Here is a 14,639-nt window from a genome sequence, read left to right as displayed (position 1 = left end):
TAATCAATAATTATATTTAAATAGACTAGAGAAAATTATAAAAAACAGGCATATTAATTCAGAGCCTTTACATGTTAATAAATCAAAATGCTGAATTATCAAAAACACCAAGTTAATGAATTTGGACAAAAAATTGGTAAAACTCTAGCGCTAGAAACGCCAAAACAATTTCAAGAAAATATTTTAATAGGAAACAATGTACGCTTACTTCCTATTCAAAATGATGTTTTACAAACGCCCGCTTTTTCAGCACTTTGGAAAGCGATGGAAAGTGAACCAGATCACGCTTGTTGGACTTATTTGCCATATTCGACATTTAACTTCCAAGTTCAGTTAGAACAAGCATTGAAAAAAAATTTTGGTTTTACAGGAGCAAAACATTTTTTGATTGAAGTTGAAGGCAAGATTTTAGGTTGGATTGCACTGATGAATGAGCGTTCTGAGCATGCAGTGATCGAGATCGGGAATGTGTATTTTTCTCATCAAATGAAACGTAGTGTTGCTGCAACTGAAACGATTTACTTATTATTAAAAGCGTGTTTTGAGCAAGGTTTTAGGCGTGTTGAATGGAAATGTGATGACTTAAATGAACCCTCAAGACAGGCAGCATTACGTTTTGGCTTTCAATTTGAGGGTATTTTTCGTCAAGATCGTATTTCTAAAGGTAATAATCGTAATACAGCATGGTATTCGATTCTTGATGAAGAATGGCAAACGATACAAATTGCTTATGAAAATTGGCTCAATTCTGAAAATTTTGATGCAAAGGGTCAGCAAAAAAAGCGTTTGCAAACCAGAGAATAATGATCAAGCGATTTAGATTTGAAGCATTTTAAATTTCAAAGCAAATGAAAGTGAGCATAAATGTAGATCATCTTGCTCAATGAGATGAGTTGAAAGCGCAGGGGCTTCCATTTAACAGCTTTTAAAAACATTCAAGTTTTTGATTTGAAGATCATATTTTTTCATCCCAAATAACCTCAGCATTTGATTAAAAATACCAAGGCTGTTCAGGATAAATCATTACATCTTCAAGGGCGTTTTGCATATGGGCTAAGATTAAAACGGCTCAGATTAAAACAAAACTATAGACTTATTATTTCTTAAAACAGCTTATTCAAAAGCACTGACATCACCCACACCACGACGGATGATTTCAGGATTTGCCCCTGATAAATCTACAATGCTTGTCGTTGTTAATGTACCTAAGCCGCTATCAATAAAAACATCGACTCTTTTTTCTAACTGTTGCTCAATTTCAAAAGGGTCATCCAAAGGTTGGTCTTGATTCGGTAAAATCAAAGTACTGGTTAACAGTGGTTCACCTAACTCTTTCAATAACATCTGACAGACAGTATTGTTTGGCACACGTAAACCAATCGTTTTTTTCTTAGGATGCATTAAACGTCGAGGTACTTCACTTGTTGCAGGTAAAATATAAGTCGTTACCGCTGGTGTATTGGCTTTAAGTAAGCGATACATGGCATTGTCGACTTTGGCATAAGTGGCAATATCGGATAAATCTGCACAGATAATGGCATATTGATGCTTTGGACCTAAGCCACGAATTTGTGCAATACGCTCCATGGCATTTTTATTTCCAATTTGACAGCCAATTGCATAAGCTGCGTCGGTTGGATAAATGACAACATCGCCTGCACGAATACGTTCGACGGCTTGACTAATGAGGCGTGGTTGAGGATTGTCAGGATGTACTCTTAAATGCAACATATTGTTCTCTCCTGAATATTTTTCATTCATTATCACTTGCTTGAATAGGCGCTTGCAAGGTCACTATGTTGATTTGTGTAAATTAATCAAGCATTTCACGTTGAAACTCATGACTTTGTAATGTTTTGCCACTTCGAGTACAAGTGCAAATGCATGCGATGAAATGTTTTGCATCTCTAGGAAGTTGAGCTTCACCTGAAAAATAACGTTGTACTTGATTAAAAACATCATCCTTAAATGATGAGCCATCGCCGCCTTCACCCGTAAGATTATCAAGTGATACACGAAATTTTCGCCCAAAAGCTTTGGCGAATAACCATTCAATGGCTTGGGGCTTTACTTCGACTTGTTCAAAAAGTGCTTGCTGTTCGGCTGTACGCCCATCAGGTGCATACCAATAACCTAAATCAGGCAATAAACGACGCTGCTCACCTGCAATACTCCAATGGCTGATTTCATGTAAGGCGCTATTAAAATAACCATGTGCAAATTGAATGCGTGCTGCTTCACTTTTTGTTGCTGGAAAATATTCTGGTTCAAAATCTCCACGAACAAGTGTCACATTTAGGTGGGAAAACCAAAGATTAAAGTGTAAGATAAGCCAATCGACCTGTTGAACTTCAGTTTGTAAATCACACCATTGTAAACGTTGCACAAGGCTTGGTTTTTCAGAAGAAATTGAAGTTAAATCAGTGTTTAACTGTAATGAAGTGGTGACTTCAGGTTGCGGCTGCAACTGATGCATGACTTAAATTACCCAAATGATCTGTCTAAATAAGTACAAAATTGTATCTTAATCTTTGACAGAGTACCGATGAATTTGTAGAATTGCCGCCTTAATTATGTCAGCAAAAACCTTTCCGGCACAGATTGAGCCGTTTAAATGGGCTGAACAGGGCTTTGCATGGTCAGGTACACTGCCATTGTCTCGCTTTGTTCGTATCGCTCGTGAAGCTGTTGGGTCAATTGATAATCAATTGATCATTATAGACTGTACACTATCAATGGATGCGTATCATCGTATCGTATGGTTAGATGGTCATGTTGAAACGAAAGCGCCAATGGAATGCCAACGTTGTTTGGACGCCGTTGAAATCGAACTCGTTTCAGACTTCCATATAGCTTTAATCGATGATGAGTCACTGATAGAGCGCTTGGATGAGGATGCTGATTACATCGTCTTAGGCGAAAGTGAAGCAACAACGCGGGGAGATTACGCAACTAATACCCCTGCAACTGCTGATTTACTTTCTCTAATAGAAGATGAATTGATAACGTTGATACCAATGTCTCCTAAGCATGATGCTTGTGAGCATAAACATCAGCCAGTTGATCAGGACATTGTTGAAGAAAAACGGGATAATCCGTTTGATGTTTTAGCAAGTTTAAAGGGTAAACTTAACTAAATTTTGTGTTATAATGTTGAGTTAAGACAACCGAATTGTTCTGATCCATTTTTTCGATCTTTGTAAGGAGCCATCATGGCCGTTCAGCAAAACCGTAAAAGTCGCTCTCGCCGTGACATGCGCCGTTCACATGACGCTTTAACCGAGAATGCATTAACTGTAGACCAAACTACTGGTGAAACTCACCGTCGTCACCACGTGACTAAAGATGGTTTCTACCGTGGTCGTCAATTATTCGCTAAAGCAGCTGATGCTGAATAATTGTTGATGCATTAAGCGAAAGCTTGGTGAAAAAATGGGAGCATTATGCTCCCTTTTTTTGTCTTGTTTTTTTGTTGTATTTGGCAATTAAAATTATTTAAATTAAATGTTAAATTGCCGCATCGGAAACGAGCTGAAAATGAAGAAAGGACTTTTATATGTCTGCTAAACGACTGGAGCAAGCTGCTCAAGCAACAAAGACTGCTTTTTTGTTTCCTGGGCAAGGTTCACAAAAAGTAGGTATGCTCGCTGAATTGGCAGAGCAGTTTGGTGTAGTAAAAGAAACATTTACAGAAGCTTCAGAAGCTGTTGGTTTTGATTTATGGAATATCGCCCAAAGTGGTGAAGGTCTTAACCAAACGGAAAATACTCAGCCTGTCTTGCTTACAGCAAGTGTTGCAATGTGGCGTGTATGGTTGGATTTAGGTGGGGTTGCACCTAAATATCTAGCAGGTCATTCATTGGGTGAATACAGCGCTTTGGTTGCAGGAAATGCAATTTCATTAGCAGATGCAGCGAAATTAGTTCATTTACGTGGTCAATTAATGCAATCGGCTGTACCACAAGGTGAAGGCGCGATGGCAGCTATTTTAGGGCTAGAAGATGCTCAAGTGGTTGCACTGTGTCAAGCTGCTTCTCAAACAGGACAAGGTTCTGTTGAAGCTGCAAATTATAATGCAAATGGTCAAGTGGTCATTGCAGGTGCAGCAGCACTGGTACAAGAAGTCATGGCGCAAGCAAAAGAGCAATCAGGTAAAGCAATAGCACTTCCTGTATCTGTTCCATCACATTGTTCATTAATGAAACCTGCGGCTGAACAGTTTGCACAAGCTTTGGAACAAACTGCCATTGAGCTACCAAGTATTCCTGTAATACAAAATGTCAACGCAGCAATTGCTCGTGATGTAACAGCTTTACGTCAAGCATTAACTGCGCAACTGTATGAATCAGTCCAGTGGACAAAAACAATGCAATACCTACAAGATCAAGGTATTCAGTATGTAGCAGAATGTGGTCCTGGTAATGTTCTTGCAAATCTTGCAAAACGCTTACCCAACATTGAAAAAGCATTCCCAATTGACACACAAAGTCGCATGGAAGATGCACTGAATGCCATTTTAGTGGCAGAAGGAAAAATTGCATGACACAAGAACGCAAAGTCGCATTAGTGACAGGTGCAAGTCGAGGAATAGGCGCAGCCATTGCTCAACAACTTATTTTAGATGGTTATTTTGTGGTTGGTACTGCAACTTCTGAAACTGGTGCAGATAAAATTTCTGCAACTTTTGCAGAAAATGGCGCAGGTGCCGTTTTAGATGTACGTGATGGTGATGCGATTGATGCCTTAGTATCTGATATTGAACAAAAATATGGTTCAGTTATGGTACTAGTAAATAATGCTGGTATTACGAAAGACAATTTATTATTACGTATGTCAGAGGCGGACTGGGATGATATTTTAAATATTCATCTAAAAGCTGTGTTCCGTTTATCTAAACGTGTATTAAAGGGTATGACTAAAGCGCGTTTTGGTCGCATTATTAATATCAGCTCTGTGGTTGCGCATTTTGCAAATCCTGGTCAAGCAAACTATTCTGCTGCTAAAGCAGGAATTGAGGCATTCAGCCGTAGCTTGGCAAAAGAAATGGGCAGTCGCCAAATCACGGTCAATAGTATTGCACCTGGCTTTATTGCTACAGAAATGACTGAACAGTTAAGTGAAGATATTCGCAAAAAAATGAGCGATCAAGTAGCTTTAAATCGTTTTGGTGAGCCACAAGATATTGCAAATGCTGTGAGCTTTTTGGCTTCAGATAAAGCAAGTTACATCACTGGTACAGTATTACACGTAAATGGTGGGTTATACATGGCTTAATGTCATGTATTAACTTTGAAAAAATTCAATATTCAATTAAACTATCGGCAATTAAAAGCCGCCACAAGCAATGAGGAGAATTCCTGTGAGCGATATCGAACAACGCATTAAACAAGCTGTTGCAGAACAATTAGGTATGAAAGCTGAAGAGATCAAAAATGAGGCATCTTTTATGGATGACTTAGGTGCTGACTCTTTAGACCTTGTTGAACTTGTAATGTCTTTTGAAAATGACTTCGACATCACTATTCCTGATGAAGATTCTAACGAAATCACAACTGTTCAATCAGCAATTGACTATGTAACTAAAAAACTTGGTTAATCGTTGAATGCATAGTGATTGATCACTATGGATTGGAGCCACCTTTTAGGTGGCTTTTTATTTATAAATCAAAAACATTGGTTACATACCGTTACGTTTCTGTTACCAATGACAACCAATTTCAGTATATTTTTTAGCTATAAAAATAGAGTACAAATTTTTATAAATCATTTATTAGATAATCGTTAAAAACTATGGAGAATCACAATGGGTCTTTTTGATTTTGTAAAAGGTATTGGTAAGAAAAATACAGCACCTGCAGAGCCACAAGCAGCGCCAGCAACACCTGTAGAGCCATCAGCACAAGAAATTGCAAATAAGTTATTAGGTCATATTAAAGCATTAGGTTTGCCTGTAACGGGTCTGTCAGTGAGCTATAATGGTGCATCAGATTTGGCAACAGTAAAAGGTCAAGTGCAGACTCAAGCAGATAAAGAAAAAATTATTTTAGCTGTTGGAAATATTGACCATGTTGCACAAGTTGATGATCAACTGACTGTAGTAACGCCAGAGCCTGAGAGTAAGTTTTATACAGTTAAATCTGGTGATAACTTATCTAAAATTTCGAAAGAATTTTATGGTGATGCAAATCAATACAACAAAATTTTTGAGGCAAATCGTCCATTGTTGAAAAATGCAGATGATATTTTCCCAGGACAAGTATTACGTATTCCTGCATAATTTTGAGTAAAAATCGCTATTTCTACTTTTAAAGCAGAATAAACAAAAAGAACCTCATTTGAGGTTCTTTTTTTGATATTTACAAGGTGTTAGACCTTACCAGCTTAATGCACCGCCAGTCTGATAATCAGTCACACGTGTCTCGAAGAAATTCTTCTCTTTACGTAAGTCCATCATTTCAGACATCCATTGGAATGGGTTATTCACACCAACAAATTGTTCAGGTAAACCAAGTTGACTTAAGCGACGGTTACAGATGAATTTTAGATATTCTTCCATCATCGCAGCATTCATACCTAATACACCGCGTGGCATAGTGTCACGTGCATATTCAATTTCCAGCATTGTACCTTCAAGAATCATTTGAATCACTTCTTCTTGGAACTCTGCTGTCCATAAGTTTGGATTTTCAATCTTGATTTGGTTAATCATGTCGATACCAAAGTTCAAGTGCATAGACTCATCACGTAAAATGTATTGGAATTGCTCAGCAACACCATTCATCTTGTTACGACGACCCATAGACAAGATTTGACTGAAACCACAGTAGAAGAAGATCCCTTCAAGTACGCAGTAGAATGCGATCAAGTTACGCAGTAAGATTTGATCGTTTTCAGGTGTGCCTGTTTGAAATGTAGGATCGCTAAGAGATTGAGTGTATTTCAAGCCCCAAGCTGCTTTACGTGCAACAGAAGGAATCTCGCGGTACATGTTGAAGACTTCACCTTCATCCATGCCCAAAGATTCGATACAGTACTGGTATGCATGCGTATGGATTGCTTCTTCAAAAGACTGACGCAAAATGTACTGACGGCACTCAGGGTTGGTAATGTGACGGTAAATTGCCAATACCAAATTGTTTGCAACCAATGAATCTGCGGTAGAAAAGAAGCCTAAAGAACGCATGACAATAGTACGCTCATCTTCAGTCAAGCCATTTTCAGACTTCCAAAGTGCAATGTCTTGCGTCATGTTGACTTCTTGTGGCATCCAATGGTTTGCACAACCATCAAGATATTTTTGCCAAGCCCACTCGTATTTGAATGGTACAAGTTGGTTCAAGTCAGCACGACAGTTGATCATGGCTTTGTCGTCAACTTGTACACGTTGTGCGCCCATTTCAAGCTCTTGTAAGCCTGGTGCAACATCTAAATTTTCTAGAGCGTTAGATGCTTTTGCCAATGGATCGGCTGAATTTGTTGTTCCTGCTGAATAGGTTCGAGCGGGTTGTGTAGCTGCCAAATTCGACGATGCGTGCTGTGCATCAGATACCACTTGCGAATCAGTCGCTTTCTTCGGTTCGACGGGCGCAGGCTGGTGAGCTTGTGCAGCTTGTTTCGGTTCATCATCTTCGAAATCGTCCCAACTTAGGATAGACATGTTTGTTCTCTCTTCGTTGCTTTATATCTGTTATGGACATCTCACAAGCGAAGATGTCACTACTATACGCTCATTATGTGTAAGCAAAATTAAGTTTCGCTGATGAATGTATTCAAATTGTTCATTTGAATGAAAGTCAACACTACTTATTTTGCTTACGCTTTTGTTGTCTGCGGATTGCAAAGAATGCATAAACAGCAGGGATATAAAAAATTAAAAAGGCTAAGATCAGTGCAATTGCGCCTAACTCATAGTCATGACTTAAATGGAACATTTCTTAGCCTCTTATCTATTAATAATTCCTCACATCAAGAAATTATTTATTAAAGTAGTCACTGCGAATTGATCACTGATAAATTGAAATAAAATTGGAGTAACAATAAACCATCCAAATTTAGTGATCAATTTTATAAGAAGATCAAACAGTTTCTTCTTTATGTGTTCATTAGGGAAAACTAATTCTCCCAATTGGACTAAATATGTATATAGCATTTCGAAAAGTCTTTGGATTTGAATCCAATACAGAGAAAGAATTTCGAATTTCTCCATACGACTTTTGTGTTCAGCTTTTTCTTTTTTGGTGAGCTTGAGCTTTTGACCAAAGACATCGTTCTTCTTCTTCATAAATCCTCGATATAGAAAACTTATGCTACATGCAGCCCATGTTTGAAGATTTATCAGGTAGGGCTACAGAGGTAGCCTTTATTCTGATGTTGATACCTTTAATTAATTACTGACAAGCTTCGCAATCTGGATTGTCGATTGAACATGCTTGTGGTACTGGAGCTGCGTTTGCAAAACCTTCTTCTTCAATAGCTTCAGATTTTTTAGTTTCTACAACAGGCGCTGCGGCAGGAGCAGGTGCTGCAACAGTCGTTGGTTTAACGGCATTTAATGCACCAGTGTTAATAGTCGATTTCTCTGCAGAAGTCGCACCTAATGCACGGAGGTAATACGTTGTTTTAAGACCACGTAACCATGCCATTTTGTACGTCATATCGAGTTTCTTACCATTTGCACCAGCGATGTAAAGGTTAAGAGACTGTGCTTGATCGATCCATTTTTGACGACGTGATGCAGCATCAACAATCCAACGTGGCTCAACTTCGAATGCAGTGGCAAAGATTGCTTTTAATTCCTCAGGAATACGTGCAATTTTTTGTACTGAACCTTCGAAATGTTTCAGATCATTGACCATTACAGAATCCCAAAGACCACGATCTTTTAACGCACGTACTAGGTACGGGTTAATTACTGTGAATTCACCAGAAAGGTTAGATTTCACATAAAGATTTTGGAAAGTAGGCTCGATAGACTGAGAAACACCACAGATGTTTGAAATGGTTGCAGTCGGTGCAATCGCCATCACGTTTGAGTTACGCATACCGTCTTTTTGAACTTTGGCACGTAAAGTGTCCCAGTCCAAACGTTGAGTGCGGTCAACTTCAAACATACCTTCAGGGCGTGTTTGAGCAACAAGGTTCAGTGAGTCGATTGGCAAGATGCCTTGATCCCATAATGAACCTTTAAATGTTTCGTAAGTACCACGTTCAACAGCCAAGTTACTTGATGTTTCAATCGCGTAGTAGCTGATCACTTCCATAGATTCATCAGCAAACTCTACAGCTGCTTCTGAACCATATGCAAGATTCATTTCATAAAGAGCATCTTGGAAGCCCATGATACCCATACCGACTGGGCGGTGTTTCATGTTTGAATTTTGCGCTTGTGGGACAGCATAGTAGTTGATGTCGATCACGTTATCGAGCATACGTACCGCAGTTTTGATGGTACGTGCAAGTTTTTCACGATCGAGTTTGCCACCTTGAACATGTTGTACAAGGTTGATCGAACCTAAGTTACATACCGCGATTTCATCTTTATTGGTATTTAAAGTGATTTCAGTACATAAGTTAGAAGAGTGTACTACGCCAACGTGTTGTTGTGGTGAACGCAAGTTACATACGTCTTTGAATGTGATCCACGGATGACCTGTTTCAAACAACATTGACAACATTTTGCGCCATAAGTCTTTCGCACGGATTTTCTTATGAAGCATGTTTTGTTCTTTGGCAATGCCTTCGTAGTACGCATAACGTTCAGCGAATTCTGCACCAGTCAAATCATGAAGATCAGGCGTTTCAGATGGCGTGAATAAAGTCCATTCAGCATCTTGAAATACACGTTGCATGAACAAATCTGGAACCCAGTTCGCTGTGTTCATATCATGGGTACGACGACGGTCATCACCTGTGTTTTTACGAAGTTCTAGGAATTCTTCAATATCCAAGTGCCAAGTTTCAAGGTATGCACACACTGCACCTTTACGTTTACCACCTTGGTTTACGGCAACCGCAGTATCGTTGGCAACTTTAAGGAATGGGACTACACCTTGAGATTTACCATTTGTGCCTTTGATGTATGAGTTCAAGGCACGAACTGGAGTCCAGTCATTACCTAAACCACCTGCCCATTTAGAAAGTAGGGCATTGTCACGCATTGCACCATAGATGTCATAAAGGTCATCTTGGATCGTGGTTAAGTAGCAGCTTGATAACTGTGGACGTAATGTACCAGAGTTAAATAATGTCGGAGTTGAAGCCATGTAGTCGAAGCTTGACAATAAGTCATAGAACTCGATTGCACGATCTTCTTTATTTTCTTCGTTTAGCGCAAGACCCATCGACACACGCATAAAGAACAATTGCGGAAGTTCAAAGCGTACTTCATTAGAATGGATGAAGTAACGGTCAAATAAAGTTTGTAGACCTAAATATGTAAACTGGTTTGAACGTTCAGGTTTAATCGCAGCAGCTAATTTTGCAAGATCAAAATTTAATAGATCTGCAGATAAAAGCTCAAGTTCAATCCCTTTCTTCAAATAAGTTTCAAGCGCATCACCTTCATGGGTATCTGCTGCTAAACCTAAGAATTTAAGACCTGTTGCAACTAAGTTGTTACGCAATAAACGTGCAGTCACATACGTATAATTTGGTTCTTGTTCAATACGTGTACGTGTTGCCATCATCATTGTCGTTGAGATGTCAGACTCTTTTACACCGTTATATAGGTTTTTAACTGTTTCATCGACAATGGCTTGAACATTAATACCTTCTAAGCCTTCACTTGCTGTTTCAATCGTGGCATGTAGGCTGCTCAAATCTAGAGGCTGAAGCTGACCATTCGCATCTGTGATTTGTAAAGTTGGATGATGATGAGCATTGGTTTGTTTACGTGCTTCTGAACGTTGCTCACGATAAATTACATATGAACGAGCAACTTTTTGCTCACCTGTACGCATAAGTGCCAATTCAACTTGGTCTTGAATTTCTTCAATATGAATGGTACCGCCAGAAGGCAAACGACGATTAAAAGTATTTAATACCATTTCCGTTAATTGTGTAATGCGGTCATGAATACGGCTTGAATCGGCACTTTGTTGACCCTCAACAGCCAAGAAAGCTTTGCCAATTGCTACAGAAATTTTTTCTGCATCAAACGGGGCAACATCACCAGTGCGTTTAATCACTTGAAGTTGACCAGGGGTAGTAATGGCGTTCATTGTCAGCGTAGCTCCATTGTCATCATTGTTATGTTTATGGACCATTTGAATCAGATAAAATACGATCAATACTTATCTTGATATTTGAGGACTAAACACAATACTTAGTGGTTTAATTTAAATTAGGGCACAAGATACGGTAAAATTTAGGGGAGATCAATATTGACATTTCGATAATTTTTTTTTCTCAAAGCAGTAAAAAAAAATGCAAAATTTTTGACGGCTTGAGGTATTTTTATATATGTCTTATTAGACAAGGGTATAGCATAGCAAACTCTGAGCAAGGTGCTTATAGATAACCTTGTGGATAACTAAAAACAGTCAGTTTAATGAGACAGAATGTGAACAATGAAACTTTTTGTATAAAAAATATTCTTAAGAATAAGAGGAATGACAATGAATAATAAAAAATAAATGTTTATTAAGGAAAACTATCTACAATTCAATAGTTAATAAAAATATAACAAATTGATACGCTCATGTATCAGTTTGGTGAATAGGGTCTTGTTTACAATGTAAACGTGTGTATATTGCAAAACATAGTGTGTTGAATCTGCGAGATTTGTATGCAGAGATTAGGTTAAATAAAGGGGCATATGTATGAGCCAAGAAGAAAAGTTACCAAAAATTTTAATTGTTGAAGATGACGAGCGTTTAGCGCGTTTAACTCAAGAATATTTAATTCGAAATGGACTTGAAGTTGGGGTAGAACCAGACGGAAATCGTGCAATTCGTCGTATCATTGCTGAACAACCAGATATGGTTGTGTTGGATGTGATGCTACCAGGTGCAGATGGATTAACCGTTTGTCGAGAAGTTCGTCCACATTATCATCAACCAATTTTGATGCTTACAGCACGTACTGAAGATATGGATCAGGTGCTAGGCTTAGAAATGGGTGCAGATGACTATGTTGCTAAACCTGTTCAACCACGCGTTTTACTGGCGCGTATTCGTGCGTTATTACGTCGCACGGACAAAACACCAGAAGATGAAGTGGCGCAACGCATCGAATTTGATGATCTTGTGATTGACAATGGTGGACGTTCTGTGACTTTAAATGGTGAATTGGTTGATTTTACCAGTGCGGAATATGACCTATTGTGGTTGCTCGCTTCAAATGCTGGACGAATTTTGTCACGTGAAGATATTTTTGAACGTCTGCGTGGGATTGAGTATGATGGTCAAGATCGCTCAATTGATGTGCGCATTTCACGTATTCGTCCAAAAATTGGTGATGATCCTGAAAATCCAAAGCGTATTAAAACAGTGCGTAGTAAAGGTTACTTATTTGTTAAAGAAACAAATGGAATGTAACCCTATTTTCTGTTTAAGAACATAGTCCTACCATAAGGTTGTTTTCGTGTCCAAACACAGTATATTCCTGCGTATTTATGCAGGATTGGTTATTCTTGTTGTCTTAGTTGCATTATTTGGTTATTTGTTAGTGCAAATTATCAACTATCAACGTGCACAAGAATATCGTGAGTCACTCACAGATGGGATTTCTTATGTCATCAGTGAAGGTGTGGCACGTCAACAAACGGAACAGCAAAAAGCAGATTGGATTTCGGATGCTTCTGATTTATTAGAACTACCGATTCATTATGTAGATGCGAGTAAAGTTGAGCTATCAAGAACAGAAACAAAACGGATAGAAAATCAAAAAGCTGTGGTTCGTTATGATGCGGAGCACAGCATGGCTTATCTTGTTTTGGGGATTCGTGATGATCCCAAGCATTATTTGTATATTAAAGTCGGTGTCCCAAATGACCGACAAATGCGCGCTTTACCTGTCTTTATTATGGATTATTTGGTTTATTATCCAGGACAAGAGCAAGAATATCTTAAAAAAATCCAAGAACATTTTTCCTATCCGATTGGAATTGAAAATGTATCCTCATTAAATTTAGATCCTGAGCAATTAGGGCGTTTACGTTCTGACCAAACAGTAACTTTGTGGCGCGATGGTGCAACAGAGCGCGGTACAACCATTTCTATAGTATCGCCATTGCCTAATTCTGTAAGTGATGTCTTGGTGATTGGTCCTGTACCTATGTTTAATTGGATGCCAGTTAAACTTGCAGCAGGAATTACTTTGCTCAGCATGTTCTTATTATGTTTGGGGGTTTATGGCTTAATTGTCCCTATGCAACGTAAGTTAAAGTTGGTTAATGATGCTTTAGATGTCATGAAGACTGGTGATATGTCACATCGTGTTCCAGTAGAAGGGCATGATGAATTGGCAAGTTTAGCAACCAGTTATAATAGTATGTCTGATCATATTCAGCGTTTAATTGAAGCACAGCGCGAACTGATGCGCGCAGTTTCACATGAGTTAAGAACACCTGTTGCTCGAATCCGTTTTGGTATGGAAATGTTGGCAGATGAAGACGACTATGACTATCGTTTACAACAAGTAGAAATGATTGATAAAGATATTGAGGCGTTAAACACCTTAATTGATGAAATCATGACGTATGCAAAATTGGAACAAGGCACACCCTCTTTAGATTTTGAAAAAATAATTTTGGTTGATTTACTTGATCAGGTTGCCGTAGAAACCGAAGCACTAAAAACTCAAAAAGAAATATATTTGAGTCCTTTATCTCATGATGTAGTGGTTGAGGCTGAGCGTCGATATTTACATCGTGTTGTACAAAACTTAGTGGGTAATGCAATTCGCTACTGTGATGATCGTGTCAATATTAGTGGTGGAATTGACCTTGTCACTAACATGGCATATATCTGTGTTGAGGATGATGGTCCAGGAATACCAGAAGAAGATCGTAAACGAATATTTGAAGCATTTGCACGTTTAGATGATAGCCGTACTCGTGCATCTGGTGGTTATGGCTTAGGTTTATCTATTGTCAGTCGTATTGCGTTTTGGTTTGGTGGAACAATTGAGGTAGATCAAAGCCCAGAATTAGGTGGAGCACGTTTTAAAATGTCATGGCCTGCTCAAGTAAAACGTAAAACAAAATAAGTAAAATGATAAAAAGCATCAATATTGATGCTTTTTATTTATCGTATTTTTGATCACGATACAATTTATTGGTGTAGTGTTGCATCAGGAGCAATAATCGCTTTGCCTTCACGTAGAGAATTTAAAGCATCTGCATTAAAATCAATAAGTAAGCTATTTTGTTCTGCATCAATATGATATTTACTGATAATTTTCTGATCCCCATTTAACGTATCAATAGTATATTCATCAGCAATGTTTAAGATTCCATCAAGATTGGTCGTGGTTGAAGCAAGATCTTGGCGAAATAGCTCATAAATATCACGTAAATCGAAAATGGCATTATTCGCATCAGGATGTTTTATGACATATCCCTCAATATGACGAATCAATAATTGAGCAAAAAGAAAATAATTTGGTTTGTGGGTAAAGTTTATGCTCATGGGTTGTAC

The 14,639-nt window shown here is 38.4% G+C and carries 15 protein-coding genes; 9 read left to right on the top strand and 6 right to left on the bottom strand.

From position 1 onward, the window contains the following. The first annotated feature begins 87 nt into the window (after positions 1–87). Positions 88–804, top strand: a complete 717-nt coding sequence (locus C9E89_RS16845; protein ID WP_107009496.1) for a GNAT family N-acetyltransferase — start codon at positions 88–90, stop codon at positions 802–804. Between the two features lie 309 nt (positions 805–1,113). Here the strand turns inward: C9E89_RS16845 and C9E89_RS16840 are convergent, their stop codons facing one another. Beyond that, positions 1,114–1,731, bottom strand: coding sequence for an L-threonylcarbamoyladenylate synthase (locus tag C9E89_RS16840; RefSeq protein ID WP_107009495.1), 618 nt, complete (start codon positions 1,729–1,731; stop codon positions 1,114–1,116). Between the two features lie 82 nt (positions 1,732–1,813). Beyond that, complete coding sequence (locus C9E89_RS16835; RefSeq protein ID WP_107009494.1) at positions 1,814–2,476, bottom strand: elongation factor P hydroxylase; 663 nt, start codon at positions 2,474–2,476, stop codon at positions 1,814–1,816. Between the two features lie 97 nt (positions 2,477–2,573). Here C9E89_RS16835 and C9E89_RS16830 point away from each other — a divergent pair, with 97 nt between their 5' ends. From C9E89_RS16830 to lysM, 6 genes are all read left to right on the top strand, one after another. Beyond that, complete coding sequence (locus tag C9E89_RS16830; RefSeq protein ID WP_107009493.1) at positions 2,574–3,137, top strand: YceD family protein; 564 nt, start codon at positions 2,574–2,576, stop codon at positions 3,135–3,137. Between the two features lie 75 nt (positions 3,138–3,212). Further along, the gene (rpmF, locus tag C9E89_RS16825) at positions 3,213–3,398 is read left to right on the top strand and encodes a 50S ribosomal protein L32 (protein ID WP_004723964.1); all 186 of its coding nucleotides are present in this window, start codon (positions 3,213–3,215) and stop codon (positions 3,396–3,398) included. Positions 3,399–3,556: 158 nt separating this feature from the next. Continuing rightward, complete coding sequence (gene fabD / locus C9E89_RS16820) at positions 3,557–4,543, top strand: ACP S-malonyltransferase (protein WP_107009492.1); 987 nt, start codon at positions 3,557–3,559, stop codon at positions 4,541–4,543. Continuing rightward, positions 4,540–5,274, top strand: a complete 735-nt coding sequence (gene fabG, locus C9E89_RS16815) for a 3-oxoacyl-ACP reductase FabG (RefSeq protein ID WP_107009491.1) — start codon at positions 4,540–4,542, stop codon at positions 5,272–5,274. Before fabD ends, fabG begins: the two co-directional genes overlap by 4 nt. Positions 5,275–5,359: 85 nt before the next feature. Beyond that, on the top strand, positions 5,360–5,596 hold the full coding sequence (acpP, locus tag C9E89_RS16810) for an acyl carrier protein (RefSeq protein WP_065994154.1): 237 nt from the start codon (positions 5,360–5,362) through the stop codon (positions 5,594–5,596). Between the two features lie 207 nt (positions 5,597–5,803). Next, positions 5,804–6,277 carry a peptidoglycan-binding protein LysM gene (gene lysM, locus C9E89_RS16805; RefSeq protein ID WP_107009490.1) on the top strand — a complete coding sequence of 158 codons (474 nt, stop codon included), beginning with the start codon at positions 5,804–5,806 and terminating at the stop codon, positions 6,275–6,277. Between the two features lie 96 nt (positions 6,278–6,373). Here the strand turns inward: lysM and C9E89_RS16800 are convergent, their stop codons facing one another. The 3 genes from C9E89_RS16800 to C9E89_RS16785 all read right to left on the bottom strand — a co-directional run bounded on the left by C9E89_RS16800 (position 6,374) and on the right by C9E89_RS16785 (position 11,264). Next, positions 6,374–7,657 (bottom strand): ribonucleotide-diphosphate reductase subunit beta, encoded by a 1,284-nt coding sequence (locus tag C9E89_RS16800; protein ID WP_107009489.1) that lies wholly within the window; start codon positions 7,655–7,657, stop codon positions 6,374–6,376. Between the two features lie 142 nt (positions 7,658–7,799). Further along, positions 7,800–7,931 carry a preprotein translocase subunit YajC gene (locus tag C9E89_RS16795; RefSeq protein WP_107009488.1) on the bottom strand — a complete coding sequence of 44 codons (132 nt, stop codon included), beginning with the start codon at positions 7,929–7,931 and terminating at the stop codon, positions 7,800–7,802. A 456-nt stretch (positions 7,932–8,387) separates the two neighbouring features. Then, positions 8,388–11,264 (bottom strand): ribonucleoside-diphosphate reductase subunit alpha, encoded by a 2,877-nt coding sequence (locus C9E89_RS16785; RefSeq protein ID WP_107009486.1) that lies wholly within the window; start codon positions 11,262–11,264, stop codon positions 8,388–8,390. Between the two features lie 555 nt (positions 11,265–11,819). Here C9E89_RS16785 and bfmR point away from each other — a divergent pair. Both bfmR and bfmS read left to right on the top strand, forming a co-directional pair. Further along, entirely contained in the window at positions 11,820–12,536 is a 717-nt protein-coding gene (gene bfmR / locus C9E89_RS16780) for a response regulator transcription factor BfmR (protein WP_035267251.1), read from the top strand. A 46-nt stretch (positions 12,537–12,582) separates the two neighbouring features. Then, positions 12,583–14,208 carry a sensor histidine kinase BfmS gene (gene bfmS, locus C9E89_RS16775; protein ID WP_107009485.1) on the top strand — a complete coding sequence of 542 codons (1,626 nt, stop codon included), beginning with the start codon at positions 12,583–12,585 and terminating at the stop codon, positions 14,206–14,208. 65 nt (positions 14,209–14,273) lie between these two features. Here the strand turns inward: bfmS and C9E89_RS16770 are convergent, their stop codons facing one another. Continuing rightward, positions 14,274–14,630, bottom strand: a complete 357-nt coding sequence (locus tag C9E89_RS16770) for a hypothetical protein (protein WP_107009484.1) — start codon at positions 14,628–14,630, stop codon at positions 14,274–14,276. Positions 14,631–14,639: the final 9 nt, after the last annotated feature.

It is taken from the genome of Acinetobacter sichuanensis (genome assembly GCF_003024515.2).
Classification (GTDB): Bacteria; Pseudomonadota; Gammaproteobacteria; order Pseudomonadales; family Moraxellaceae; genus Acinetobacter; species Acinetobacter sichuanensis.
Note: the sequence above shows the minus strand (reverse complement) of the source record. Positions and strands in the feature narration are given on the sequence as shown.

Coding starts and splice junctions, on each gene's coding strand:
- C9E89_RS16845 (WP_107009496.1), top strand. CDS start 88: ATGCTGAATTATCAAAAACACCAAGTTAATGAATTTGGACAAAAAATT.
- C9E89_RS16840 (WP_107009495.1), bottom strand. CDS start 1,731: ATGTTGCATTTAAGAGTACATCCTGACAATCCTCAACCACGCCTCATT.
- C9E89_RS16835 (WP_107009494.1), bottom strand. CDS start 2,476: ATGCATCAGTTGCAGCCGCAACCTGAAGTCACCACTTCATTACAGTTA.
- C9E89_RS16830 (WP_107009493.1), top strand. CDS start 2,574: ATGTCAGCAAAAACCTTTCCGGCACAGATTGAGCCGTTTAAATGGGCT.
- rpmF (WP_004723964.1), top strand. CDS start 3,213: ATGGCCGTTCAGCAAAACCGTAAAAGTCGCTCTCGCCGTGACATGCGC.
- fabD (WP_107009492.1), top strand. CDS start 3,557: ATGTCTGCTAAACGACTGGAGCAAGCTGCTCAAGCAACAAAGACTGCT.
- fabG (WP_107009491.1), top strand. CDS start 4,540: ATGACACAAGAACGCAAAGTCGCATTAGTGACAGGTGCAAGTCGAGGA.
- lysM (WP_107009490.1), top strand. CDS start 5,804: ATGGGTCTTTTTGATTTTGTAAAAGGTATTGGTAAGAAAAATACAGCA.
- C9E89_RS16800 (WP_107009489.1), bottom strand. CDS start 7,657: ATGTCTATCCTAAGTTGGGACGATTTCGAAGATGATGAACCGAAACAA.
- C9E89_RS16795 (WP_107009488.1), bottom strand. CDS start 7,931: ATGTTCCATTTAAGTCATGACTATGAGTTAGGCGCAATTGCACTGATC.
- C9E89_RS16785 (WP_107009486.1), bottom strand. CDS start 11,264: ATGGTCCATAAACATAACAATGATGACAATGGAGCTACGCTGACAATG.
- bfmR (WP_035267251.1), top strand. CDS start 11,820: ATGAGCCAAGAAGAAAAGTTACCAAAAATTTTAATTGTTGAAGATGAC.
- C9E89_RS16770 (WP_107009484.1), bottom strand. CDS start 14,630: ATGAGCATAAACTTTACCCACAAACCAAATTATTTTCTTTTTGCTCAA.